Source organism: Planctomycetaceae bacterium (assembly GCA_039680605.1).
In the GTDB taxonomy this organism is placed as follows: domain Bacteria; phylum Planctomycetota; class Phycisphaerae; order SM23-33; family SM23-33; genus JAJFUU01.
This window is the reverse complement of sequence record JBDKTA010000004.1, coordinates 253128-279958: the sequence shown is the minus strand read 5'-3', so window position 1 is coordinate 279958 and position 26831 is coordinate 253128. Positions and strand designations below refer to the sequence as shown.

Annotated in this window: 19 protein-coding genes and 1 pseudogene; 13 read left to right on the top strand and 7 right to left on the bottom strand. The window is 64.3% G+C overall.

The genetic code is table 11. From position 1 onward, the window contains the following. Positions 1-16 precede the first annotated feature (16 nt). The 7 genes from ABFD92_01430 (at position 17) to ABFD92_01400 (ending at position 9286) form a co-directional block, all read left to right on the top strand. On the top strand, positions 17-1303 hold the full coding sequence (locus ABFD92_01430) for a hypothetical protein (GenBank protein ID MEN6503175.1): 1287 nt from the start codon (positions 17-19) through the stop codon (positions 1301-1303). 11 nt (positions 1304-1314) lie between these two features. Then, entirely contained in the window at positions 1315-2583 is a 1269-nt protein-coding gene (locus tag ABFD92_01425) for a hypothetical protein (protein MEN6503174.1), read from the top strand. A gap of 51 nt (positions 2584-2634) precedes the next feature. Beyond that, positions 2635-3846: a hypothetical protein gene (locus tag ABFD92_01420; protein MEN6503173.1), complete on the top strand. Its 1212-nt coding sequence runs from the start codon at positions 2635-2637 to the stop codon at positions 3844-3846. A gap of 28 nt (positions 3847-3874) precedes the next feature. After that, positions 3875-4282 (top strand): hypothetical protein, encoded by a 408-nt coding sequence (locus ABFD92_01415; protein ID MEN6503172.1) that lies wholly within the window; start codon positions 3875-3877, stop codon positions 4280-4282. Positions 4283-4440: 158 nt separating this feature from the next. Then, entirely contained in the window at positions 4441-5868 is a 1428-nt protein-coding gene (locus tag ABFD92_01410; protein ID MEN6503171.1) for a malic enzyme-like NAD(P)-binding protein, read from the top strand. 171 nt (positions 5869-6039) lie between these two features. Further along, a complete protein-coding gene (locus ABFD92_01405) occupies positions 6040-6690 on the top strand; it encodes a ThuA domain-containing protein (protein ID MEN6503170.1) in 651 nt (216 codons plus the stop codon). A gap of 568 nt (positions 6691-7258) precedes the next feature. Further along, entirely contained in the window at positions 7259-9286 is a 2028-nt protein-coding gene (locus ABFD92_01400) for a DUF6785 family protein (protein ID MEN6503169.1), read from the top strand. A gap of 288 nt (positions 9287-9574) precedes the next feature. Here ABFD92_01400 and ABFD92_01395 read toward each other — a convergent pair whose 3' ends face one another. Both ABFD92_01395 and ABFD92_01390 read right to left on the bottom strand, forming a co-directional pair. After that, positions 9575-10132 (bottom strand): hypothetical protein, encoded by a 558-nt coding sequence (locus ABFD92_01395; protein MEN6503168.1) that lies wholly within the window; start codon positions 10130-10132, stop codon positions 9575-9577. Between the two features lie 364 nt (positions 10133-10496). Then, entirely contained in the window at positions 10497-11060 is a 564-nt protein-coding gene (locus tag ABFD92_01390; GenBank protein MEN6503167.1) for a hypothetical protein, read from the bottom strand. Between the two features lie 169 nt (positions 11061-11229). Here ABFD92_01390 and ABFD92_01385 point away from each other — a divergent pair, with 169 nt between their 5' ends. Together ABFD92_01385 and ABFD92_01380 are read left to right on the top strand one after the other, a co-directional pair. Beyond that, on the top strand, positions 11230-13929 hold the full coding sequence (locus ABFD92_01385) for a glycoside hydrolase family 3 C-terminal domain-containing protein (GenBank protein ID MEN6503166.1): 2700 nt from the start codon (positions 11230-11232) through the stop codon (positions 13927-13929). A gap of 72 nt (positions 13930-14001) precedes the next feature. Then, on the top strand, positions 14002-15087 hold the full coding sequence (locus ABFD92_01380) for a uroporphyrinogen decarboxylase family protein (protein ID MEN6503165.1): 1086 nt from the start codon (positions 14002-14004) through the stop codon (positions 15085-15087). Here the strand turns inward: ABFD92_01380 and ABFD92_01375 are convergent. The 3 genes from ABFD92_01375 to dnaA form a co-directional block, all read right to left on the bottom strand. After that, on the bottom strand, positions 14992-16767 hold the full coding sequence (locus tag ABFD92_01375) for a glycosyltransferase family 39 protein (protein ID MEN6503164.1): 1776 nt from the start codon (positions 16765-16767) through the stop codon (positions 14992-14994). The two genes, ABFD92_01380 and ABFD92_01375, sit on opposite strands and share 96 nt — an antisense overlap. Positions 16768-17064: 297 nt before the next feature. After that, the gene (locus ABFD92_01370) at positions 17065-19158 is read right to left on the bottom strand and encodes a hypothetical protein (GenBank protein ID MEN6503163.1); all 2094 of its coding nucleotides are present in this window, start codon (positions 19156-19158) and stop codon (positions 17065-17067) included. A gap of 349 nt (positions 19159-19507) precedes the next feature. Continuing rightward, complete coding sequence (gene dnaA / locus ABFD92_01365; protein MEN6503162.1) at positions 19508-20851, bottom strand: chromosomal replication initiator protein DnaA; 1344 nt, start codon at positions 20849-20851, stop codon at positions 19508-19510. A 423-nt stretch (positions 20852-21274) separates the two neighbouring features. Here dnaA and ABFD92_01360 point away from each other — a divergent pair, with 423 nt between their 5' ends. After that, positions 21275-22249 carry an alpha-L-fucosidase gene (locus ABFD92_01360; protein ID MEN6503161.1) on the top strand — a complete coding sequence of 325 codons (975 nt, stop codon included), beginning with the start codon at positions 21275-21277 and terminating at the stop codon, positions 22247-22249. Positions 22250-22413: 164 nt separating this feature from the next. Here ABFD92_01360 and ABFD92_01355 read toward each other — a convergent pair whose 3' ends face one another. Both ABFD92_01355 and ABFD92_01350 read right to left on the bottom strand, forming a co-directional pair. After that, positions 22414-24081, bottom strand: coding sequence for a M56 family metallopeptidase (locus ABFD92_01355; protein MEN6503160.1), 1668 nt, complete (start codon positions 24079-24081; stop codon positions 22414-22416). Further along, a complete protein-coding gene (locus tag ABFD92_01350) occupies positions 24078-24509 on the bottom strand; it encodes a BlaI/MecI/CopY family transcriptional regulator (GenBank protein ID MEN6503159.1) in 432 nt (143 codons plus the stop codon). Before ABFD92_01350 ends, ABFD92_01355 begins: the two co-directional genes overlap by 4 nt. A 419-nt stretch (positions 24510-24928) precedes the next feature. Here ABFD92_01350 and ABFD92_01345 point away from each other — a divergent pair, with 419 nt between their 5' ends. The 3 genes and pseudogenes from ABFD92_01345 (at position 24929) to ABFD92_01335 (ending at position 26628) form a co-directional block, all read left to right on the top strand. After that, positions 24929-26041 (top strand): aminopeptidase, encoded by a 1113-nt coding sequence (locus ABFD92_01345; protein ID MEN6503158.1) that lies wholly within the window; start codon positions 24929-24931, stop codon positions 26039-26041. Between the two features lie 150 nt (positions 26042-26191). Further along, complete coding sequence (locus tag ABFD92_01340; GenBank protein ID MEN6503157.1) at positions 26192-26329, top strand: hypothetical protein; 138 nt, start codon at positions 26192-26194, stop codon at positions 26327-26329. 146 nt (positions 26330-26475) lie between these two features. After that, positions 26476-26628 (top strand): annotated as a pseudogene (locus ABFD92_01335) (four helix bundle protein). Positions 26629-26831: the final 203 nt, after the last annotated feature.

The window sequence follows — 26831 nt, the reverse complement described above, 5'->3', positions numbered from 1 at the left end:
GCGAAAGGAAACGATCATGATCTCGACAAGTCTGGCGGCATGGGCGGTCGTCATCGCGGCCGCGGCCGGTGCAGCGCCGTCGCCGGCGACGAGCCGACCTGCCAGCGGTCCTGCCGCGGCGGCGCCTAAAGTCACCGCGCCCGAGGTCCAGGCGATCATCACCCAGCTCAAGGCGACCGACCAACCCGGCGAAGCGGCAGGGTTGTTCATGCGCGGGCGCACCCTCGACCGGAACAACCTCGACCTGTGCCGCGCCTACATGCGCAAGATGCTCACGCTGGGTTACCCGCGTGTGGCATACCACGGCGCGTACGAGGTCGTCCGCCTGGACAGCGGCGACGGAACGGCCTGGGCGACGATGGCGTACTATCTGGCCAGGGAGGGCAAGTTCGCTCTGGCGATCGATCCGGCGGTGCGGGCGGCGGCGCTGCTGAACAACGACGCGTCGGCCCTGAGCAACCTCGGACAGCTCATGGGCTGGTCCGACGAACTCAAGCACACCGCGTCGCTGTCGGCCAAAGCCGCCGGGATGTTCAAGGAGAATGAAAAAGCCTGGACCAGCGCGGGCGCCTACAGCGGGGCGTACAAAGCCGCCCGAAGCAAGATGAAGACCTACAACGACGCGATGAAGAAGAGCACTGCTGCCGTCGACGAGGCCGATAAGCAGGAGAAAGAGGCCCTGACCGTCATCCGCAACGGCACCATCTTCGTCCGCAACGCCCGCCAGCGCGTCGCCGAGTGGACCGAAGAGAACAAGAAAAACCAGACCCACCTCGACCTGATGAACCGCTCCGGCGGAAGCGGTAACTACAAAAGAGACCTCGAAGCCAGGATCAACAACACCAAGAACGGCATCAACACCCTCAACGGTCAGATCGGCCAGGCGACCAACAAGGTCAATGAAGCCGTCCGGACGGTCGCCAAAGCGCGCGACAACGCCGCCAAGGCCAAAGCCGACGCCGCCAAACTCTCCATGCCCGAGCTGGAATGGAAAGTCCCCTCCGTCGACGGCAGAGCCACGGCCGATGCCGAGGACAAAGGCAAGCGATTCACCCTGATGCCCGCGGCGCCGGCGCCCGCCCCGGCCGACACCGGCGACCTGCCCCCGGTCGAACCCCCTGCCGCCACCACCCGCCCCACCGCCTCCGAAGCCCAAAGCGCGTTGGATTTAGCCAAGATGCTGCTGCAGAACAATCGCGTCGACAAAGGGCTGCAGAGCCTGCGCGAGATCGTCCTGAGATATCCCAATACCGCCGTCGCCAAGGAAGCCCAGGAACTCCTCAAGCAACACGAAAACCCCTGAGTAAGACTGTCATGACGCCGCGCCGATATCTGCCGGAACTGGCCGCACTCGCCGCAATCACCCTGGCCCTGGGGCAGGCGCAAGCGGCCGCCCCCGCCGCGTCGCAACCGCATGACAACCAGCCCACCCAGATCGAGATTCTAACCGAATTGGTCCGCCAGATGGCCGCCGCGGAGAACCTGACGGCCTTGAGCGACTACGCCTCGCGGGCGCAGGCCATCGATCGCAACAACCCCGCCGTCCACCAGGCCCACATGAAGCGGGCCCTGCAGTTGGGACGTCCCATGGTGGCGATGGCGGCCGCCCTCGAACTGACGCGCCTGCGCGACGATTGGCCGGCGGCATGGAGCGTGATCGGCTATTGCCAGGGGCGGCGCGAGAAGATGCTCCTGGCGCTGGTGGCGATGTCCAAGGCGATGGACCCCCTCGGCGACGACCCGGGCATCCTCAACAACGCCGCCATCTGCCTGGCGTGGTACGAAGACCAGCAACCGCCCCCCCGCATCTCGCCGCTGCTGAAAAGTTCACTCGAAAAAAACAAGCCCGCATGGATGGCCAAACCCGCCTTCTCGAAAGCCTACGCCGCCGCCGCGGGCGCCTTGGCCTCGAGGCGCGCCCGAATGGCCGATCTCGAACGCCAGGCCGAGAACGCCCAAAGCGCCTACTACCAGGCCAAGAACGCTATCGCCATCGTCATCGAGGAACACAATCGCACCGTCCGCGAGATCGCCAATCAACGCAGCGCCCTGGAGCAGATCGAAAAGTCCGCTGCCGCCGCCTCCAGACCCGCCGACAAGCCCGCGCCCCCCACCGCCGCAAAACAGCCGACGCCCCCGCCGGCAGGGAAGGCCAATCGCGACAAGATCGCCGAACTCGAAACCCTCAACCAACAGCGGGTCAAGCAGGTGGGGGATCTGACAGCCGAGGCCCGCGCCCAGCGGCAAAAGGCCACCCAGCTCCGCCAGAGGCTATATAAGGTAGAGCACTCGCTGCCGACTTTGCCGTGGATGCCCCCCATCGTCGACGGCAAGGCGTCGGTCGACCGCGACATGCCCTCCACCGCCCCCGCCGCCGGCCAAGAGCACCAACCCGACTCCGCCGACGATCCCGCCAGCGCCGAGACCTCGCCCGAGGTGAAGGTCAAGCTGGCCGAGATGCTGCTGAGAAACGGTCTGCCCGGCAAAGCCGCCGCGACGCTCAATGAGGTCATCGCCAGCCATCCCGGCTCGCCCGCGGCGCAGCGGGCGCGGGAGTTGATGGCGCAGCACAAGCTCCGGTAGCGTTTGCCCGTATAATGAACGTGCCGCCGTCAGAGGCGGCGGGAGAATGTCATGGTCACACAGCGTCTTTTCACCGCCATCGCAACCGTCCTGCTCCTGGCGGGGGGCTTATGGGCCCAGAGCCGCCCCGCCGTCGACCGCAGCGCCAAGGACCTCGATCAGATCATCGCCGACATCCGCAGCGCACCTGACCTCAACACGGCCGCCGCCGATTACGCCGAGGGGCGGAACATCGACCGCAACAGCATTGCGCTCTACGAGGCATATACCCAGCGTATGCTGCAGTTGGGTCATCCGCGCATCGCGGTGTATCCGGCGACGGAGTTGACGCGTCTCAAGCCCACCGACGGCCTGGCCTGGGCGGTGCTGGCGTATAACGACGCGGTGCAGGGGCGATATTTCCAGGCCTTGCAGGAAGTGCTTCCGGCGATGAAGCATCGGCCCGACGACAAGACCATCCAGCACAACGCCGCCAACCTGATCGCCTGGCACGAAGGTACGCAGCCGCGCCCCGCCCTGCCCAATGAGCTGGCGCGCATTCTCGACCAGTCGCTGGAGAAGTGGAAACAACTGCCGCAGTTCGCGGCCACATACGCCAAGGCCCGCCAGACATACACCGGGCGGGCCAAGCGCTCGCAGGAGATCGCCGAGCAGACCGCCGCCGCCCAGGTGCGCCGCCAGGGCGTGCTCAGCGAGGCGCGAGAGATCGACTCGGTCGCCGGACGCAACGACCTGCAGATTCGCGACCTGTGGGCGATGATCAACCATTACCGCCTGCGCCTGTCCCGCATCGAGGGCGACCTGCTCGTCGAGACCGACCCGGGCAACCGACTCCTGCTGCGCCGACAGGCGGACGACGTGCGGGCCGACATCGCCCGAGCCCTCCAGACCATCAACGACCGACAGCAGGAAACCAACACCGTCGCCCTGCGAAAACGCGAACTGGTTGAAGCCCTCAAACGCATCAACGCCGAGATCGACAAGCTCAAGGCCGAGGAAAGAACCCTCGGACCCGTCGCCCCGGCATTCACATGGCACCCGCCCGTGGGCGACAAGCCCCCCGCCGCGGGCGCCGCGGCGGCAGCCCCTGCCGCCCCGCCCGCCCCCGAGGCCCTGCGCCTGCTCGACATGGCCCGGCTCCTGCGCGCCAACGGGTTCGCCGACAAGGCCGACGAAACCCTCCGCGACATCATCAAACGATTTCCCAACACCGCCCCGGCCCAGGAAGCCAAAGACCTGCTGGGGCAGAAACAGGACCGATAGGCCGGGACAAGCGACAGGAAAGAAGCTTATGGAAGAGAGTATTCAGAGTCACCGGCTGGGGTTGAGCGATAAAGCTGCACGCGTACTGGCGTGGCCTGCCCTTGTGCTGGCTGTCCTAGGGTCACTGGGGTTCTATCTGTGGGAAATGCTGCCCTATGGGTCGGGGCGGCTGTTTCTCATTCCACCTCCCTATTTTCTGGTGTCGGTTCCACTGTCTGATTCAGTTGCCCATGCATTGGCGGCATGTTTGCCTTGGGCGGTAATTCTCAGCAGCACATTAGCAACAGGGCTTGCAATAGTCTCCCGTCGAAAAAGAGTAGGCAAAATTGCCCTTATTCTGGCAATCGCAGGACCGGGCTTTGTATATTTGGCGGTGCAAGTCCTTGCTTTTCATGCCAAATGGTACGCTGATTCGAATGTTAATATCCCGTTCTGATCGGTGGCATTCACTGAAGTAAGCACGCTCAAGCATGCTGGGGCACTTAGATGAACGGTCCCCCCTCGCCCACAGGCCAAAGGCCCGTGGCTATCCCTGACTTCAGCCGAGCGGGAAATTGGAAATCGGAAATTGGAAATTTCCCCCGGAATCGTATAATGCCCCCTCTATCGGAGAACCGCACGGCCATGGAATCTCGCGAGGCTTTACACGACCGGTTTGGACGCAACACTGTCTTTGACGTGCTCCTGCGCTTTTCGGGCGACAACGCCGCCCTGGGCGCGGCCATCGGCGCCATCACCGACGCCGGCGCCCGTGTGGGCAATATCGACTTCACTGCCGCCGCCGACAAGGTCTTCAACTACCGCCTGCAGGTCTTCACCAGCGGCGACGCCCAGATGGCCGCCGCCAAAGCCGCCCTGGAAAAGACGGCCGGTTTTGAAGTGACCGCCGTGCTCGACGCGGCGCTGGAAGCGCACCGCGGCGGTTCGACGTACGTCAAGAGCCGCATCCCCATCCGCACAAACACGGACCTTCGGATCGTCTACACGCCGGGCGTCGCCCGCGTGTGCAAGGCCATTGAGGCCAAGCCGGAACTGGCCCGCACGTACACCGGCGTCGGCCAGCGCATCGCCATCTGCACCGACGGGACGGCGATCCTGGGCCTGGGCAACATCGGCACCCTCGCGGGTCTGCCGGTGATGGAAGGAAAAGCGGCGATCTTCGCCGAGTTCGCGGGCCTGTCGGCCGAGGCGGTGCTCATCAACACGCGCGACAGCGACGACTTCATCCACGTGATGGAGACCATCGCCGGCTCGTACGGCGCCATCCAGGTCGAAGACGTCAAGGCGCCCGAGTGCTTCGCCATCACGCGCGAGCTCGACCGGCGCCTCGACATCCCCGTGATGCACGACGACCAGCACGGCACGGCCACCATCGTGCTGGCTGGGTTGTTCAGCGCCCTTAAGCAGATGGGCAAGAAGATGGGCGACCTGAGCTGCGCGATCAGCGGAGCGGGGGCGGCCGGCACGGCGATCGCCGACTTGCTGGTCCACTGCGGAATCGCCGACGTGGTGCTCGTCGACAGCCGCGGGATCGTCGAAGAATCTCGCGGCGACCTCAACGAAGAGAAGAAAGCCCTCGCCCGCCGCACCAACAAGAGCAAGATCAAGGGCGCCCTCGCCGACGCCCTCAAGGGGCGCGAGCTGTTCATCGGCGTCAGCCAGCCCAACATCGTCACGCAGGACATGGTCCGCTCGATGGCGCCGCGGCCGCTGATCTTCCCGCTGGCCAACCCCGTCAGCGAGATCTCCCGCCCCGATGCCCTGGCCGCCGGAGCGGCGCTCTACGCCGACGGCCGCATGATGAACAACGCCCTGGCGTACCCGGGCCTCTTCCGCGGCGCCCTGGAAGCCGGCGCGAAGATCTTCACCCTGGAAATGCTGATCGCCGCCGCCGAGGCCCTGATGGCGTTGGTGCCTCCCGGCCAGTTGCTCCCGGAGATGATGGACCCAGCCACGCACGAAGCCGTGGCGGCCGCGACGGCGAAGGCGGCAAGCAAAGGCGGAACTGCTATTAACAGATAGAAGAAGATCCTAGATCCTAGATCCTCGATCCTAGGGGCATGACGCCACGCCTTGTTGGGGCGGAGGATCTCGGATCAAGGACCCCAGGATCTGGGACCGAGGATCGAGGATCTGGTTTTTGAACAAAGAGCCCGTCTGTGAACGGGCCATGCGATAAAGGAAGATACAAAGATGAAAGCTCTGATCGTTTACGGCGGTTGGGACGGACACACTCCTAAGCCGGTGTCGGAAATCGTGGAAAAGGAACTCAAGGCCGCCGGTTTCCAGGTTGAGCGGCACGACACGCTCGACGCGTTGAACGACCCGGCCAAGGTCGCCTCGATGGACGTGGTGGTCCCGATCTGGACCATGGGCCAGATGAGCGGCGAGCAATGGGGCAGCCTGAACGCGGCCGTCCGCGCGGGCACGGGCGTGGCGGGCCTGCATGGCGGCGCCGGCGACGCCTTCCGCGGCAACCTGGAATACCAGTGGATGATCGGCGGACAGTTCGTCGGCCACCCGCATGTCGGCAAGTACGAGGTCTTCCTGACCGACACGCAGCACCCCATCACCCAGGGCGCCCCGACGGCGTTCGAGTACGAGTCCGAGCAGTACTACATGATCGTCGACCCGGGCATCAACGTCCTGGCCAACACGATCTACAACTATGACGGCCACAAGATCATCCACCCGGTCATGTGGACCAAGAGCTGGGGCAAGGGCCGGGTGTTCTACACCGCCCTGGGCCACTGCGACGCCGAGTTCGGCAAGTTCCCGCAGGTCCATGCGATGACGATCAAGGGCCTGATCTGGGCCGCCCAAGGCAAGGCGCTGGCCAAGTAGCACGGGCGTCTCGCCCGTGCAACGTTCGAAGTAAACCACGCGTGCGGCAGGATCTTTGCCGGAATCCTGCCGCACGTTTTTTTTGCACGGGGAAAATAATAGCCGCTGAGGACGTTGAGGACGCTGAGGAAGAAGACAGACGGGGAAGGAGACCGGGAGAGAGCGGGCAAAGAGGAGCGGGAAAGACAGGCCTTCGCACAAGTAAGCAGCCCAGGTGCCGTGGCGCGCAGGGCCGAAGGCCCGGAGAGCCACGATCCCTGATCTCGCGGTGGGAGTTTCGGCTTTGGCGTCAGGGACACGCACAACGGAGTTGTGCGTGCCACCCGGGTGGCGGCCCGGAGAGCCAGGATCCCCGATCTGACGGCCGCTCTGCCCCATCGTGGCTGTCTTCTCCTTCTCCGCAGCTCCCCGTCTCTCTCCGGCCTCAGCGTCCTCAGCGACCTCAGCGGCTAATTCCAGAACCCAACAATAGTGCTTGACCTTGCCGCTTTGATCCCCGACCATAAGATCGCGCACAACCGCCATGCGATCATAGACACCACGAGAGGACCCGCCCCAAGACGCCATCATGACGCTGCGTGCAATCATCCTCGGTCTCGTGGCCGCCGTTGCCATCGCCTGCGGAGGCTATCTCTGCGGGCTGTTGGCCATTGGCAAGATCCCGGTGGGGCATTTTCCGGTTTTCCTGTTCGGGCTGCTGTTTGTGGGCCTGGTGGCGGGCAATCCGCTGCTGCACCTGATCCGCCCGTCGTGGCGGTTGAGCGGGCGCGAGGTGGCGCTGGTGCTGGGGATGTCGCTGGTGGCCTGCAGCCTGCCCAGCGACGGGCTGATGATCAACTGGACACAGAGCCTGATCATGCCCCGGGCGCTGGCCACACGAGACGTGGCCTTCAAGAACACCCACGTGCTCGACTACGTGCCCGATGTGCTGATGGTGGATGTTTCCGAAAAAGACCCCGCCCTGCTGTACTGGGCCGACGGCTTTGATCAAAAGGATCGGCCGATAAGCCTGGGGCAGGTTCCCTGGCGGCTTTGGAAAGGTCCGGTGGCATCCTGGGGCGGGATGACGATTCTTCTGGCGATCGTCGCCATCTGCATGGCCATGGTGGTGCATCGCCAGTGGGCATATTCCGAGCGTCTGCGCTACCCGATCGCCGAGTTCGCCGACACGATCCTGACCGACCGCCCCGGCCGCGCGCTGGGGGGCGTCTTCAGCAGCTCCCTGTTCTGGATTCCGTTCCTGCTGCTGACGCTGATGCGGGTGATGCACGGGGCCCAGCAATACACCACGCGCGTGCCGAACTTCGACCTGGGGCTGGATGTTTCGGGATTCTGCAACGTCCTTCCGGCTTTGCTCAAGACCCCCAGCGCGAATTACCTGTACTACCTGTCGATCATACCGGCGGTGGTGGCGATCACGTTCTTCCTGGGCAGCGACATCGGTCTGAGCCTGGGGCTGCTGAACCTCGTCAGCGTGGTGGTGCTGTTCCTGCTGGCGCAGGCGGGGGTGAGTTTCGCCGGCGACTCCAACGTCGGCGGGCTGCTGCCGTGGCAGAACTTCGGCGCGTTCCTGGGCTACGGGCTGCTGATCGCGTACGTCGGGCGGCGATACTATCTGCTCGTCGCCCGCAGCGCTGTCTGGCGCCGCCATGGCGAAGTGCCCCGCTACGCCGTCTGGGCCTGCCGCCTGGGTCTTCTGGCGGCCGCCGCGCTGGGGTATATCTTCGTGCGACTGGGTCTGGCCTGGCCGCTGGCGGTGGTGGTGCTGGTGCTGGTGGGGCTGCTGTTCATCGTGATGGCGCGGATGAACGCCGAGTGCGGCATCTTCATCTACACTCCCTTGTGGGCGGTGTCGGGCGTGGTGGTGGGCATGTTCGGTCTGGCGGCGGTGGGACCCTCGTCGCTGGCGTTGATCGGGCTGATCAGCGTGGTGCTGATCGCCAACCCCATCGAGTGCGTCATCCCCTACGCCATCAACGCCCTGAAGATCGGCGAGAGGCAGGGGCTCACCCCCGCCAGGTCGGGAGCCTCCATGACCGGGGCGTACGTGCTGGCCCTGGTGGCGGTGATCGTGGTGGGCCTCTGGGCCGACTACAACTTCGGCTCGAGCAAAGCCGGGGAGAATCCCGCCGTGGCATCGGCCTTTGTCAACGCCCAGACCGCCATCAAGAACCTCAGACCCACCGGTCAACTCTCCGATTCAGAACTGCTCTCGCCGTTGCAGCGCGTGGCCACGATGCAGCCGCATCCGAAATTCATCGCCGCGATGATCTTTGGCGCCGTGGGGCTGCTGGTGCTGGGGCAGATGCGGCTGAAGTTCCCGTGGTGGCCGCTGCATCCGGTCCTGCTGCTGGGCCTGGGGGTCGGTCAGTTGCAATTGCTCAGCGCCTCGTGCCTGCTGGGGTGGATCATCAAGACCGGCGTCATGCGATTCGGCGGCGGACCGGCGTATCAGAAGACCAAGATCATCATGATCGGCGTCATCGCCGGCGAGCTCGTCGGCGCCACCGTCTGGCTGGTCACCAACTGGGTGCTCTACGGCGTCACCGGCATGTCGTGGGTCTGGTACGTCCTGATCCGCCCGTGGCGGTATTGAAAGCCCGTAAACTGCATGAACCGCAGAGATCGCAGAGTACGCAGAGAAGCAAATGGCTCAAAACAAGACCATCTAACGTCGCCGTCGGCGTTAATCTGAAAAACAGACTGTCCATGCGCCCCGCTTCGCTAGTCTTCTGTAAGTCTTTTCGCTCAAAATACCTCTGCGGCCTCTGCGATCTCCGCGGTGAAATATCCGGGCTAGCCGCATGAAATAATCTTCGCGGGAAAATAAGAAATGGACGGTTAGCATTGCAGAGGCCGCAGAGAAGCAAGTGGCGCTTTGGATTCAGGCTGTCCGGCCGCCATCAAGCACTTTGATCTCGTAAGGGCCAAAGTCCGTCAGGTCGATCCCCATATCCCGCGACTCGGTCACGTAGAACGACGCCCCTTTGCCCTCGCCAGGCGCGATGCACTCGCCGTGGGGCACGTCCTTGAGCATGGTGAAGAAGCTCGCCTGCGGGTCGTTGTACCGAACCTTCAGGCACACAAAGTCGGCCGCTGTCAGCCGCCCCGCCGCGATCTTGGCCGCCAGCTCCTCGCGCATGCACAGCGCGACGACCAGATACATCGCCCGCCAGTTGTTATCCCCCAGCATAAGAAACTCTTCGTTATCGACATGCGTCCCAAACGCCGCCAGAGTCTCACGGTTCACCGTCACCGCAATCAGCTTGTGAGGCCCCAGCGACTCCGCGGCCTCATAGATCGACTCGCCCAAAGTCTCCCCCGCCCCGGCCGCCAATTCATGCCGCCCCGGCGCAAGCCGGATGATGAGCTTACGATCCTCCAGCATCTGCATGACATCCGCCGTCATCTCGACCGGCTTGAGCACGATAGTCTTTGCCATAAAATCATTCTCCGTCAGCACGTCAAATCCAACCTTGACCGTCTTCGGTAAGATGCGGATGAAGCTCAATAAGCTGATAGAACAGCTTAAAAGGTAGGGCCTTGCCACAGCTTGGGCATGCATGATCCTTATCCAGGGGGATACCGCAGCCAGGGCAGTAGACCCGGGAAGCGACCGCACCAGTTACGTCACTGGTTTTGGTTTGCTGAACTGGATAGTTCTCCTGCAGGAGTCTCTGAAAGTGCCGGCTAAGCGGCATGTTGCCTTTTTCACAGGTCAACATACCTTCGTTGCATGTCATCACTCGCCCACATTTAGGGCAATACATATCGACTCCGCGGCGACTGGCTGGCGCCAAAGGTTATTACATTCCCAGCATTCTCTTCCACCAGGGCCTTCGGGAAGATACCGCAGGTACCTGTGGATACCTGGAAAACATTCGTTCGACGTAATTCTCTTGAAAAACTTCGCTGTCGAATTCGTAGAACTCATCCATCTGGCGAAACCACTGTAGGCCAATGGTTTGGAATTCATCCCTCGTTTCAGTTCGTACTATGCCCAAAATGGCCAGTCCCTTATTGATAGGCCCAATGTCTTCTGATACTTCGGGCCCATAGGCAACCTTTCCCGACTTCCAAGCAACGGCACTTTGTGTTCCCGTGCCGCCGAAGTACTCGGTCTCGATGTAAGCAACCGGGTCCATGAGAGACATATCCTGCAGGACTTTCCAGACGTGAGAGGAGAGCAGCATAAACCGAGAATCATGCTCGACTGCGTCATCAACACCCATCTCATCGTGGAGGTCGCCAAGCATCGGCACCATCGCAAAGCCATTGGCAAGTTTCACAACTTTGGCATGTGTATATTTCTCCTCAAGCACTTTGAGGAGTTGCTGGCTTCCAATGATCGCCTGGATGTGATGTGCCATGCATGAATCTTACGACACGAGCGATTTGATTAGAATAGGGTAACGTTGATCTTACTGCCACGGCATGCAACTCACTCATTCTTCTGTTTTCTCTGCGTCTCTGTGTCGCATGAATCGCGGCCGCGCGGTAGTATCTTCGCTCACGCGCCAAAGCGCAGAGGAACCCCCTATGGCCGCGAAGAAACATGTGCCTGCGTACAAGAATCCGGACTTGCCGTCTGAGTGGCGGCTGGATGATTTGATCGTCCGGTTGACGGTGGATGAGAAGATCTCGCTGCTGTCGGAGACGGCGCCGGGGATCGCGCGGCTGGGGATACGGCCTTACAACCATGGCAACGAGGCGTTGCATGGGGTGGTGCGGCCGGGGCGGTTTACGGTGTTTCCGCGGCCGACGGGGCTGGCGGCGACGTTCAATCCGGCGTTGATCCGCGCGATGGCGTCGGCTGTCGGCGACGAGGCGCGGGCGGGGCACAATCGCAATCGCGGGCGGATGATCGGCGGGGACTTCGGCGGAAAGTACAACGGGCTGCTGACGTTCTGGTCGCCGGTGGTGAACATGGTTCGCGACCCGCGCTGGGGCCGCACCGGCGAGACCTACGGCGAAGACCCGCTGCTGACGTCGCTGATGGGCAGCGCCTTCGTCCGCGGTCTCCAGGGCGACCACGCGAAATACATCAAGGCCGTCGCCACGCCCAAGCACTACACCGCCAACAACGAAGAGCACAACCGCTTCAGTTGCAAAGCGGTCATCCCGCAGCGGTGGCTGCGCGAGTACTACCTGCCGGCGTACCGCGCGTGCGTGGCGGCAGGAGCGCAGTCGCTGATGGCCGCGTACAACGCCGTCAACGGCGTCCCGTGCTCGGCGAATCACTTCCTGCTGACCGAGGTGCTGCGCTGGCAGTGGGGCTTCGACGGCTACGTGGTGGGCGATTTGAACTCGACGCTGCTGGTGATGAAGGGGCACCACTACACGGCCACGCTCGAGCAGACGGCCGCGGCGTGCCTCAGGGCCGGGCTCGAACTTGACAGCGGTTTCCTGTGCTATCCGGCGCTGGCGCAGGCGCTGGCGGACGGGATGGTCAGCCGCCGCGACATCGATCGGGCGGCCTGGCGGATCCTGCAGGGGCGGATGCGCCTGGGGCTGCTGGACGAGCCGGAGAGCGTGCCCTTCAACAAGATCAAACCGGACGTGATCGGCTGCCGCAAGCACCAGGCGCTGGCGCTGAAGATCGCGCGCGAGTCGATGGTGCTGCTCAAGAATGCGCCAGTCTTGTCATCCAAGAGCATGGCCGAGACGGCCATGCCACACAGCAAGAGCATGGGCGAGACGCCCATGCCACACAACAAGGCGCCCTTGCTACCGCTGGATAACACGAAGATCAAGTCCATCGCCGTCATGGGGCCCAACTGCCTGACGTACAAGCATCATCATTACAGCGGCGAACCGATCAACGAGCCCATCACGCCGCTGGCGGGGATCGTCGCCGCGGCAGGCAAGAACGTGAAGGTCACGCACGTGCCGTGGCTGAGCCTCGACGCCAAGGGCTTCATGGTGATCCCGGACATGTACCTGCGCCCCGCAGGCGGCGCCGAAACGCAGCAGGGGCTGGCGGGGGAATACTTCCACAATCACGACCTGCGCGGCAAGCCCGCGGGGCGGCGGGTCGACGCCCGCATCGAGTTCCACCGCGCCGACCAGCAGCCCGACCCGATGTTCGCCAGCACCCCCCTGTCGATCCGATGGAGCGGCACCCTCACTGCACCCTCGGCGGGCAAGTATCAACTCGCCGTCACCTGCGGCGGCGGCGTGCGGCTGCACGTCGACGGCCGCACGATCATCGACAATTGGGACAAGCGCCAAGCCGGTCGCGACGCAGCCGCGGTAACCTTCGCCGCCGGCCACCAGGCGGCGGTTGTGCTGGAGTATCGCGACCTGCCGGACAAGCGCATCGAAGAGGGCGTGACAGCCGCGGTGAAGCTCGAATGGCTGCCGCCGGCGGGCGCCATGGCACGCCGCAACGACCCATACCTGGCCGCGGCGGCGCAGGCCGACGTGGTCATCGCCGTGCTGGGCACCAACGTGCAGTACGCCGGCGAGGGCAAAGACAAGTTCTCGCTGAACCTGCCCGCCGAGCAGGAGAAGTTCATCCGCCGCGTGGCGCGGGTGAACCCGCGGACGATCGTGGTGCTGGTCAACAGCGAACCGCTGGCGATCAACTGGGTCGACGCGCACTGCCCGGCCGTGCTCGAGGCGTGGTTCCCCGGCGAGCAGGCCGGACGCGCCATCGCCGACGTGCTCTGGGGCCGCTACAACCCGGCCGGGCGGCTGCCGATGACGTTCTACAAGAGCACCGGACAACTGCCGCCGTTCAACAACTACGACATCGCCCGCGGCCGCACGTACATGTTCCTGCGCCAGGAGCCGCTCTACGCCTTCGGGCACGGGCTGAGCTACACGACGTTCAAGTACTCGCCGGCGGCGCTGAGCCGCGGCAGCGCCTCGCCGGGCGGGCGCGTCATCGTCAGCGTGAGCGTGACCAACACCGGCTCGCGCGACGGCGAGGAGGTGGTGCAGCTTTACGTGCATAACCGCCGCTCGCGGGCGCCCCAGCCGATCAAGCAGCTCAAGGGCTTCAAGCGCGTGGCGATCAAGGCCGGCCGCACCGTCAAGGTCGACCTCCCGCTGGCGGTGGACGATCTGGCGTGGTGGGATGAGCGAGCCGGCGACGAGGGCGGGTGGGTCGTCGAGAGCGGACTGTACGACATTCTCGTCGGCGCCGCCAGCGACGACATTCGTGCAAGAGCAACGCTTCGAGTAGAAGAGGCTGCAGTAGTGAACGCTTCGCAGATGTCCCGTACTCAGAAATAATGAATTGTCCGGGGAGCGAGGGCAAGATGCCCTCGCCACGCGCGGGCGAGACGCCCGCGACACGAGGAAACCATGAAAGGCCGCGAAATCGCCCTGGCGACGCTGATGCAGCAGGATGTCAAAGAACCCTGCATCAACTACTGCTGGATGACGCACTCGAAGTATCTCAGCAAGGCCGCCGGTCGCGACTACTGGGCCGATAGCGAAAACGCGTTCTACGATTATCTTCGCTACGCCGGGATCAACCTGGTGCCGCAGTACTACCTGCCCGGCGAGGGCCAGCGCAACATCGAGCTGGGCCACATGGCCCACGAGCCTCAGAGCGGCGGCTGGGAGGGCGTCAGCGGACCCGAGGGCGTCCTGGCGGCGATCGAACGCCTGCCCGACGACGAGCAGGTCATCCGCGAGTTCAACATCGAGAAGTCCGCGGCCGATTACGCCAGGGCCAACAACGACCACATGGCGCGGGCCCACGACGAGACGCTGTTCATCGACTGGTTCGGTCAGGCGGACTTCATGGGCGGCTACAACCGCTGGGGCTATGAGAACTACCTCATGGCGATGCTGGACTACCCCGAGGCGATGGGGCGGTACTGGCATCACACGGCGCTGCAGGGGCGGCTCTGGAACCAGGCCATCGCCCTGGCGGTGGCCAAGCATGGCATCGCGCCGTTCGTTTACAGCGGGCAGGACATCTGCTCGGGCAAGGGCCCCATCGCCTCGCCGGCGCTGCTGCGCCAGTGGTACTTCCCGCAGCTCAAGTGGTGCATCGAGCCGCTGATCGAGGCCGGCGTGGGCATCATCTGGCACTGCGACGGAAACATCATGCCGATCCTCGAGGACATACTGGACCTGGGCGTGGCGGGGCTGCAGGGGTTCGAGGAAGAGCACGGCGTCGACTATTCGCAGATGGTCGCCCTCAACAGCCGCGCCGGGCGCCCGCTGATTATCCTGGGCTGCGTCTCGGTCACCAGCACGTTTCCCCACGGCAGCGTCGAGGACGTGCGCCGCAGCGTCGAGCGGTCGTTCACGCTGGCGGGCAAGGGACGCGGGTTCGTGCTGTCATCGACCAGCAGCGTCATGCCGGAGACGCCAATCGAGAATATTGAGGCCTTCTTTGCTCATGGGTTGAGTTTCGGGCGCGAGTTCCTTGCCTGACGTGTGCCCCCCCTGCGCCGAAGCCGGCGCAGATGCCCGCTGCGATGCCGGCTGCGTATCCGCCGGAGGGGCCTGATTCTGGCGGTGATTGGTCACCAGCCAGCGCCGGCCGATGTGCCCGAGCTCCCTGACGCGTCCGGCGGCGTGCAACTGCATGAGGGCCTCTTTGCCGGTGACGAAGAAGTACACCGGCGCGTCGGACTGCAAGGCAGCCGCGGCGATGGCTTTTCGCCGCGCCTGGTGTTCGGGGGATGTTTTCAACTGCTCGATAAAACCGGGGTCGGCATAGTACTCGAACGAGCGGTTCTCGTCGGACCAGTAATAGTACCTGGCGATCTTGGCCTCGGCCGGATCGATCAGCCGGGCCAGTTGCCGCATGCTCTTCTTGTTGTAGCCGGCAGGAGCGATGTGGATGATCAGATACAGGAACGAGGCCATCACGCCGGCCACCGACAGGATCAGGACCCACCCGCGACGATTGCGGACCAGGGCGACGATCATCGCGGCGATGACCGCGGCGGCCACAACCGCCGGAAGAATAATCGCCGGCGAGAGGATGCCCAGCAATCGCTCCAGCACGGCCAGCAGGATCACAAAACCGCCGACGGTGATCATCATGGAGATGGCGCCGTGCTTGAGCATGCCGTCGCGCTGGCTGGACTGGACCCATTGCACGGCCAGGGCGCCCATCAGGATCGTCAGCGGTGCCAAGACCGGCAGGATGTAGACCGGCAGCTTGGTCTTGCTGAACATGAAGAAGATCAGCGGCAGCAGGGCCGCCAGCCATAGAAACATAACCGCCGGCGAGGCGTTGCGAAGCCTCCACCGCCGCGGGAACATCCGGATGTACGCCCCGGGCAGGTACGTCGTCCAGGGCAGCAGCCCGCCCAGCAGAATCGCAATGTACGTCACGCCCGGAAAGCCGTGTTCTTCGGCGCCGCCGAAGGTCTGCGCACCAAACCGCGCCAAGGTGTGCTGACCGAAAAACTGCTGGGCATACTGCGGCACCGACCAGCACACGCTGATGTAGAACGGCAAGGCGACAAGCGAAAATCCCAGCAGCCCGCGCACGTGGAAGACCTCGAACAGCCGGCGAGGGCGGCCCGACAGCAGCAGGTAGCCCCCCACGACGATGCCCGGAATCCCCAGCCCCGCAATTCCTTTGAACAGGCACGCCACGCCGCAGCAGATATAGAAGCCCAGCCACCCCCCCCATCCGCTGCCCTGGCCTTTGAGACGCTGGTCCTCGCCGCGCCAGAAGAACCACAACGCCGCCCACATGGCCGCCGTAAAGGGCATGTCCATCCGATACCAGCGCGCCACGAAGAGGAACATCCCGCTCGAGGCGAGCATGATCGCCCCCAGCAGACCGGCCTGGGGGCCGAAGATCCGCCGCCCCAGGCGCCAGGTCACCACCACCGCCAGCAGGGCCGACAGCGCCGAGACGCCCCGCCCGGCCAGCTCGCCGCTGCCGGTGAGGATCTCGGCGGCGCCGACGAGCCAGAAGTACGGGGCAGGCTTGTCGTAGTAGATCCCGCCGTCGAGCATCGGCACCCACCAGTTGCCGCTGCGGATCATGTTGCGCACGACGATGGCGCATCGCGGTTCGTCAGGGTCCAGCAGGGGCAGCGAGTTAATCGCGGTGAAGAACAGCGGCAGGCAGACCGCCAGCAATACCATCAGGTGTACAAACGTCTCAACGCGCGGATCGCGCCAAAACGATCTCCCTCCTGCATCCTGTCGTGCCCGCGTCATGCCCTATAGCATACCCAACGACGCTCCTGAAGGCCAACACTTGCGACGCCTCCGGGGAAAAAGCCGCGGCAAAGGCACCAGGTATTTATCAAAGCCGTTGTGTGGCTTTGATGAATACTTGCGCTGGGGAGAGTACACGGGCACCAAATGAAGAAGTAATTCAGACAACGAATTACTTCTTCATTTAGTGCCTCCGCCGCGACTTTTCCCCCCGGCTTGTTCCTACAGCAGGGCCGCCCCCGCGAAGAGCAGGTGCATCAGACCCAGAACGATGCATGCGGCGCCCAGGGGCATTTGGTACTTCTCCAGGGTCTTGATCGTCCCCTGGTGGCGGATGAGCAGGTTCTCGGCGCCGGCCAGGCGCTTGGTAGCCAGGAACTCGGCCGCCAGGACCAGGCCCGTCACGATCGCCAGCGCCTGCGGCAGCAGGTCCGCATGCGGGCGCAGCCGCACCAGGTTCCACAGCAGCAGCACGACTCCGGCAGCCAAAGCCACCACGCCCAGGACGGCCTTGTGTGCGGCCAGCTTGCCCAGCAGGCTTGCCGCGGCCGGTACGTATCGGACGATCAGCGGCGTGGCCACCAAAACGCCCAGGGAGATCAGCGCCAGGCTCAGAACCAGGCGGAACAGGATGAACGGGGCGTTCGAGCCGGCCGTGCCCGCCCTGCCGCCCGTGCTGCCGGCGACGACGCTGCTCAGGTCTGTCAGCGCCGCGCCCTTGAACGCTCCGCTGCGCATCCAGCGATTATCGCCCACTGCCGCGATCTTCCACGGCGGACCTTGCTTGAGGTCGTGCGTGTACATCGACATCCAGAACGACTTGACCACGTCGCGCCCGGCCTTGCGGTCTTCGTGCGAGTACAACGCCACCTCCACCGGCAGACCCCAGTTGATCTGCATGCCCAGGGCGTTCTTCTCGGCCGCATGCCAGTCGCCGGCGACCCTCAGGGCCACCAGCGAGTACTGGTTCATCCACTCGCTGTTTTTGAACCACGCGATGGCGCTGTCGGCCAGGGCGTCGGCGCTGCCGGGACCCTGAAACTTCTTCGAGGGCTTGGGATCCCACTGCTCGGCGTCGATCTCCTTGTTGATCTTGTCGATAATCCCCTTGCGGGTGGCGTCGAGGTTCTTGAGCGTGTCAGCCAGCGCCGCGTTGGCCGGGTCGTACCCCGCCGCCAGCTCGAGGCGCTGCTTCTGCAGGGCGAAGAACGCCTCCTGCTTCTGCTCGTTGTACTGGCGGAAGTTCTTGATGGCGTCCTGGGCTTCTTCCAGCAGCACCTTGGCCACCGCCGGGCGAACCTCGTCCATCTTCTTGAACCCTTCGTCCAGGTCCCGGTAGGCGGTGCCCGGGTCGCGGTCGTATTTCAGCGGGGCGTTGAGCAGCTTGGCCATGGTGTTGTCGATGTCCATCGAGTTGCTGCCGTACTTGGCGCTGAAGTCCTTGAGGAAGGTCTTGGCGGCGGCCGCATCCGTCTCGAGGGTCTTGAGTTTGGGCAGGAATTGCTCGTATTGCTTCGCCCGTTCGTCGCTTTGGCGCGCCGTGAGGATGTCGGCGACCTGTCGGAACGGCTCTTCAAACTTCGCCCGCAGGTCGAGAATCGTCTTGGCGTCCTTGTCGACGTTGTCGCGCCCCGCCGTCACCTTGGTCATGGCGGGGGCGGCCTCTTTCTTGAACCGCTCGATCTCGGCGATGGTGCGCAGGTACGCCGGGTGCTCCTTGAGCTTGACGGTGACGCGTTTGGTGTCGCCCTGGTCGAGGGCGCGTTCGACGGCCTTGTGCATGCGCTCGATGTCGACGTCGATGTCCTTGAACTGCTCGACGCCTTTATCCACCTCGCCGCCTTTGACCAGGATCGTCGCATACCATGCGCGGTCGCGCAGGTTGTCGAGGCTGCGCCCTTCGGGCATCGGCTTTTCGCCGAAGGCGAAGCTCATCCACATGCCGCAGGCCTCCATCTTCTTGCGCATGGCCTCGACCTTGGCCTTGACCTCGACAAGCTGCGGGTCGCTCTCGGGCCAGCCGTCCTCCACGGCCTGGAAATACGCGTCGATGACGTTGCGCAGTTGGCCGGCCATCGCTGACGTGACCTCGATATGGCGCACCGTGCCATTGGAGGATTTCTCCAGCGTGCCCTGCTCTTTGAAGTGGTTGTACTGGGTGAAGAGGGCTTCGGCGCCCTTTTCGAGCTTTCCGGCCTTGAACACCGCGTCGTTCTTGTTGTAGTTGGACGGCGGGGCCGCCCAGGCCGCGACAGCCGAAGCCAAAACAACACTTGTCGCCAGTGCCCATCTCGTGAAAGTCTGGTGTCCCGTCATGGCTGCACTCCTTGTATGTTCGATGAGAAGCCGATCCGGCAAAGGGTAATTGACCGCGCAGATGATAGACCCGCGATGCGATGTCGGCAATGATTTGTGTCTGAATTCGCGCCGAGCGGATTTGCCGGATCATTTCACCGCCGAGAGCGCAGAGACCGCAGAGAGGATCGGAGTGAAAAGACCTACGGACGAGGATGAAAGAAGCTTCTCCCCGTTCCGATCTTTGTTTTAATCCTCTTAATCCTCTCAATCCCGTCCCAATCCCGCACTCCCCCTCCCCGTCCCCGTCCCCGTCCCCGTCCCTGTCTCATCCCCCTCTGTGCTTCTGTGGTAAATCCCATCTCCGTCTTCACGCCTTGGCCTGGATCTCCTTTGAGATCGCCTCGAGGGTCGCCTGGAACTGCGGGTCGCTGTGGGCGACCCCTTCGATCGTGCGGTGGGCGTGCAGCACCGTCGTGTGGTCGCGGCCGCCGAAGTAGCCGCCGATCTCTTCCAGGCTGTGCCGCGTCAGGTTACGAGCCAGGAACATGCAGATCTGCCGCGGAAACGCGATCGAACGCGACCGCTTCTTGCTCTGCAGGTCCGCCAGGCGCACGTTGAAGCGTGACGTGACGGCCGTGAGGATATCCTCGACCGTCACCTCGCGCCGGGTGGGGACGGGGGCGGCGCCCAGGGCCTCTTCGGCCACCGCCAGGTCGATGGGCCGGTCGGCGACCTTGGCGAGCATGGCGACTTTGGCGATGGCGCCTTCGAGCTCGCGGGTGTTGGAGTCGATGGTCGCGGCGATGAAGCACGTGACGTCTTCGGGCAGTTCGATGCTGCGCAGGCGCGACTTCTTGTGGACGATCGCCACGCGCGTTTCGTAGCACGGGCGGTCGATGCGGGCGACCAGGCCCCAGTTGAAGCGGCTGACCAGGCGGCTCTGCAGGGCGGGAATCTCGCCCGGGCCGCGGTCGCTGGTCAGAATGATCTGCTTCTGGCTCTGGTAGAGCGTGTTGAAGGTGTGGAAGAACTCTTCCTGCGTCTGCTCGTGGTCGGAGAGGAACTGGATGTCGTCGATGGCCAGCACGTCGGCGTGGCGGTAGCGGTAGCGGAACTCGTGGAGCTGGCCCTTCTCGACGGCGTTGATGAAGTGGTTCACGAACGTCTCGCAGGACAGCACCATGATCTGGGCTTGGGGGTTATCGAGCTGCACCTTGCCGCAGGCGGCCTGGAGCAGGTGCGTCTTGCCCAGCCCCACCGAGCCGTGCAGGAACAGCGGGTTGTACGTCTTGCCCGGCGACTCGCTGATCGCCACGCACGCCGCGTGCGCCAGGCGGTTGCACGGGCCGATCACGAAGTCGCCGAAGGTGTACCGCGGATTGAGCGAAAATGCCGCCGGCTCGGTCTCGAACTCGCCCTCGCCCGCCGCCGGCGCCTCGTCGCCCGCGACGCCGTTGGCCTCTTCCGCCGACGTCAGAAAGCACACGCTCACCAGCCGCCCCGTCGCCGCCTGGGCCGCCTCGTTGAACATCCGCGTGGCATGCTTGCGGCAGTATTCCTGTTCCTTGCGGCCGGGGACGAGGATCTCCAGCAACCCGTACTCGAGGCTGATGGGCTCCAGGGCGGTGAACCAGGGGCGGATGATGTTGCCGCCGGAGGCAACGACTTGCTGAATGATTTTCTGCCACAGGGATGATTCCACGCCGGCCATTGAATCAACGCCTTTCTACGCGCAGTGACAGCACATCGGTGTATCCACGGGATTGACGCCGCACATCCGGCGTCCGGTCTCAGACAGGCCGCTCCTTGCCCCGCTCACCACGCATCCATGCAGCGGGAGACTCAACGCGTCGGAATATACCCCCGCGCCGCGCAGGCGTCAAAAGCAAAATCCGCAACAGCGCTGAGTAATCTGTGACCAGTGGTCAGAAATATGCACATCCCATCGCTTAAGACGGGGAGTGCGGGATTGACGGGATTGGGAAACGATTAAGAGGATTAAAATAAAGACGGGGATGGGGCGTATCTTCTTCTCGTCCTCGTCCTCGGTTTGTTCTTAGCCTCCTCGTTATTCCCGGATGAACCTTTTTCTTTTGCGTGTTTTGTGCTTCCATAAGGGCTGAAGGAGTTCTTCATGACCGACAAGACGGCTTGGTTTGCGCAGTGCGGGTGGGGCGTGTTCTGTCATTATCTGGGCAGCCCGCCTTCGACGCATGGCATCGGGACGACGGCAGACCAGTGGAACCGCCAGGTCGACGCGTTCGATGTGGCGGGGCTGGCCGAGCAGCTTGAGGCGGCGGCTGCGCGCTACTTCTTCATCACCGTCGGGCAGGGCTCGGGGCATTACTGCGCCCCCAACGCGACGTACGACGCCCTGACCGGTCTGACGCCCAGCAAGTGCTCGCGGCGCGACCTGGTCAGCGACCTCTACGACGCCCTGCACGGCCGCGGGATCGAGCTGCTGGTCTACACCACCGGCGACGGGTCCTGGGGCGACTTCGAGGCCCGCAAAGGCCTCAAGCTCGACCGCCACTGGAACGACCCCGGCGGCAACTTCGACTGGGACGCCAGCCGCAACGTCGAGTTCCAGACCAACTGGGAAAATGTCAATCGCGAGTGGTCGCTGCGATGGGGCACGAAGGTGCGCGGCTGGTGGGTCGACGGCGCGTACCATGCCCACGTGCGGTACCCGGAAAATCAGCCGCCGAACTTCGAGACGTTTGCGGCCGCACTGCGGGCGGGCAACCCCGACGCGATCGTGGCGTTCAACCCCGGCGTGAAGCTGCCGGTGATTCACTACACGAGCCACGAAGACTTCACCTGCGGCGAGGTGGCCGACGCCCTGCCGCAGTGTGACGGCGCGTGGGTCGAGAAGGACGGCCACAAGGCCCGCTACCATCTGCTGAGCTACCTGGGCAGCACGTGGTGCGGCGGGGCGGCGCCGCGATTCCCCGACGATCTGGCGGCCGCCTACACCGCGTACATCGCCGGCCGCGGCGGCGTGATGACCTGGGACGTCCCCATCGAAAAATCCGGCCTCATCCCCGCCGCGTTCGTCGACCAGCTAAAAGCGATCGGCCGCCGGATGGCGGGAAACGTTAGCCGCTGAGGTCGCAGGAGGACGCAGACCAAGATTCTGCGGGTGCCGTGGCGCGCAGGCCAAAGGCCGGAGAGCCACGATCCCCGAACGTTGCGGGAGAGGTTGCGACGGTCTGAGTTCAGGGACACGCACAACGGAGTTGTGCGTGGCACCCGAGCTCGCCCGTCCCCAATTTACGGGGAGGGCACCCAGCGCGTGCCGGCGGGGTTGGCCAGGCCGGGTTGGACGGAGATTTGCGGAAGCCCGATTGGGCGCGGGGTTACCGTCAGGGCGGTGTTGGTGAGGTGGTTACGCGTGGTGACGCCGTTGAGTGTACCCGTCCACTGCGCCGGCTGGACCTGCGTGCTGACCGAAGGCGACAGCGCCGCGGCCGGGCCGACCGTGGAGAGACTGCCCTGCCCGGCGGTGGCCACCACCGAGGGAATGGCCGACTGATCGACCGTCACAATTTGCCGTCTGCTGCCGCCGGGCTGATCGTATTGCACGTCCAGCGTCACCTGGTTGCCAAAGGTGCTTATAACCAGCACATTCACTTTCGCGCCGGTGAGGCTTCCATCCTGGCGATAGGTAAACCGGTCGCCGGTCTTGACCCGCATGGGAGCTGGCGCCGGCTGACCCGGCAGCGCGACGGCGCGGACAGCCGGGACGACGGGCGCGACGGGTTGCAGATTCGGCGCCTGGACCAGCGGTGGCTGTTGCCGCAGCAGCGGCGGAACCGGCTTGGCCGGCGGTTGCGCTGGCGCTGCCGGCAGGGCTGCGGCGGCGGGCTTGAGCTTGTCCGTCACGTCGGGCAGCCGCGCCTGGCGGGGCATGTAGCTGGCCATCGCCACGCTACCGGAGAGGATAATGGCTGCCAGCAGCGCCAAGCCCAGCAGGTCGCCGGCCGCGGCGGCAGAGTGTACCTGCGGGCTGACCAGCCGCCGCACGCGATAAAAGAACGTTCCGCCCCCGTCGGCGGCCACTGCCGCTTGCACTGGCCGACAGGGCATCGCCAGCTTCGCCGTGGCGGCCAGCGCCCGCGCGAACGTCGTAGCCCCTGCCGCTGCGGCGGCAATGTCGTCGCAGCAATATTCGCGATGGCGGCGGATCTGCCGCGACAGCCACCACGCCGCGGGATGGTAGAACAGCAGCGTCTCGGCGGCCGCCTGCACCAGGTTCACCAGGTAGTCGCAGCGGGCGATGTGCGCCAGCTCGTGGGCGAGAATCGCCTCGAGCTGGGCAGCGGTCAATCCCGTCACCGCCGACAGCGGCAGCAACACCACCGGGCGCAGCCAGCCGATCACGACCGGCACGGCCACCCGCGCCGACTCGAGCACGCAAACCGCGCGGCGAATGCCCAGGCGCCGAGCCAGCGCCGAGGCCGTTGCGGCCAGCGACTCGCTGACGGGCCAGACATCGCGTCGCACCAGGCTGCGGGCAAAGCGCCAGGCCCAGACGCGCCTGGCCGCCCCGGTCGCCGTGCCAACCAGCCATGCGGCCACCAGCCACGGCAAGGCCGGAGGCAGCCAGACCTGAACGTCCAACAGGGCCTGCCACGCCGGCCGTGCCGCCGCGGGCGCCTGGGCGGAAAACGCCTGCCCCGCCGCCGGCGCCGGGACCATCGCCTGCGGGGCGCCCGGACGAGCGGCGCAGATCAACGCCGTCGCCGCCGTCAGCAGCACCATCGCCAGCAGCGCCGCGCAGGCAGTAGCGTATCGCGCCCGCGAGCGGACCGGCGGGATCAGTCGCAGAGCCAGCGCCGCGGCCGCGGCGATCAGCGCCCCCTGCCAGAGCGAGTGTACCAGCGCCCAGCCCAGGGCGTGGATCAGCAATCCTGCAATGGCTGTGGCGGGGGCGGTCATGGCGACTCCGGGTCGATCTTGTCCAGCAGCTTTTCCACGGCGGCCAGTTGGTCGGCGTCGAGGTCGGCCCCGTCGAGGGCCTGGAGCACCAGCGTTCGGGTCGAGCCGGCGTAGGTGCGTTCGAGGAAGTCGCCCAGGAGCCTCTGCTGGGTTTGTTCCTGCGTACACGCCGGGCGGAAGATCTGCGGGCGCACGCTGTCGTCGCGGATCAGCAGGCCCTTGTCGACCATGATCTGCATGAACTTCAGCGTCGTGGTCATGCCCACGTTCTGGCGGCGGTTCATCGTTTCGTTGACCTGCCGGACGGTTGCGGGCCCGACGTCCCACAGCACGCGCAGAATCGCCAACTCGGCCTCGGTAGGCATCGGCGGTCGCGATGCCTGCTCGCGGCGGGCTGCGCCCTGGCGTTTGTCACGTTTGCCGGACATGGCGGCCATTATTGTATCTACCGGACCGGAGGAAGCAAGTTGGCGTCATCCCCGCAGGACCGGCAGAGACCCCCGCCCCGCCGCGTCCTCCCCCGAGGGACGCAGCGGGACACAGCTTATTAACGAATACCTTCGTATATCATACGAATGGGTTCGTATCTGTCCAGTGATCTTTCGGAATTCTCGCAAAAATAGTGGTGCCCGCCTGAGACCGAGCCGGATCGCTCGGGGGGGAGGTTGGGCAGACATCGACAGGCAAGACGCCCCGGAATCGTTCGGCGGAGTTTTTTTCGCCAGCGGGGATTTCCGCCCCCGTGCAATCTGCCTTTCGCTTGTGCTAATATTAGCCGAAAGATGAGCGACCGGAATCCGACCCCCGGTTCCTGGTTTGCGGTTGCCTCAACGAAAGGAGATGGCTTGTGCTGGACCCCCGAATGAAGAAACTCGCCGACGTGCTCGTGAGCTACTCGTGCAAAGTGCAGCCGGGAGAGCGCGTGCTCATCGACGCCTTCGATATCCCCGCCGAGATGGCCTGCGCGCTGATCGATCGCGTCGCCGAGGCCGGCGGCGTACCCTTCTGCGACCTCTACCAGGCCCGGGTCATGCGCTCGTTCGTCGCCACCGCCACCCAAGAGCAGATGGCACTCTACGCCCAGCGCGGCCTGGACTTCATGAAGCAGTGTCAGTGCTACATCGCCGTCCGCGGCGGCCACAACATCACCGAGATGTCCGACGTGCCCGACGAGCGGATGAAGACCTACCGCTCGGCCATGAAGCCCGTGACCGACCAGCGCGTCAAGCATTCCAAGTGGGTCGTGCTGCGCTGGCCGACGCCGTCGATGGCGCAGCTGGCCGGCATGAGCACCGAACAGTTCGAAAACTTCTTCTTCGACGTCTGCACCCTCGACTACGCCCGCATGGCCAAAGCCGAGGACATCCTGAAGGAGCGGATGGAGCGGACCGATCGCGTGCGGCTGGTGGGCCCCGGCGAAACCGACCTGGCGTTTTCGATCAAGGGCATGGCCGCCATCCCGTGCGTGGGCGACCGCAACATTCCCGACGGCGAGTGCTACACCGCCCCGCTGCGCGACAGCGCCAACGGCGTGATCGTCTTCAACGCCGGCACGATCCACGACGGCAAACCGTTCGACAACATCCGCCTGGAGTTCCAGGACGGCAAAGCCGTGAACGCGACGGCTTCGGATACCAAGGCGTTGAACGAGATTCTCGACATCGACGAGGGGGCGCGTTACATCGGCGAGTTCAGCCTGGGGTTCAACCCGCACATCAACCGCGCGATGCGCGACATCCTGTTCGACGAAAAGATCGCCGGCTCCATCCACCTGGCCCTGGGCCAGGCCTACGACGAGGCCGACAACGGCAACCGGTCGAAGAACCATTGGGACCTGGTCATGATCCAGACCGAGCCCCAAGGCGGCGGCGAGATCTGGTTCGACGACGAACTCATCCGCAAAGCCGGCCGCTTCGTCCCCGAGTACCTGCACCCCCTGAATCCCGAGAATCTGGTGTAGGCGGACAGTTAAGCGAGGATCCCAGAAAATCAAGAAAACCATCTCGTTGTTTTACGAGCAATAGCTCGTAAAATTACGAGAGATGGCTCACAAGAAGCTGCTCGTCGGAGGGCAAGATGAATTTCTGGCCACCGAGCCCGAGGCGTGGTTTTGAGCCGAACGATGGGCATGGTCCAGACCGACCCCCACGGCGGCGGCGAGATCTGGTTCGACGACGAACTCATCCGCAAAGCCGGCCGCTTCGTCCCCCAATACCTCCACCCCCTGAACCCCGAGAACCTGGTCTGAGCGTCTCGGCCCAGTGCCTGGCGCGAACCATGCAATGTGATGGACATTGTGGACGCGGTGGACGAGATCGTGGACGAAGTTGCTTGGGACTTGTGCCTCCGTTGTTTCATAATGCCGTGGTCCAGATGCTGTGAAAGGGTTGGCACATGGCCTATGGGGCAACAGGCAAAGAGCCATTGATTCCGCCGCATGGCGGGTACCGCAGACTCAAGAGCTTTCAGATCGCCCAACTGCTCTATGATGTCACCGTGCGTTTTTGTCAACGGTACATCGACAGAGGCAGCCGCACGCGGGACCAGAAGAGATTATCGGTTCCTGGCCGCTCTACCTGGGCGGGCAAGGGCCCAGCGGCGAAAGTGGTCGGCAAATTGCACGTCACCAACCGCAATATTTGTTTCGACGCCGGGCTTGCTCTCCAGGAGAACGCCGCGACCGAGCTCAGCAATCGCACACAAGCCTTTGAAACGCTGGACCAGCGACTGTCCATTCCCATCAAGGACAT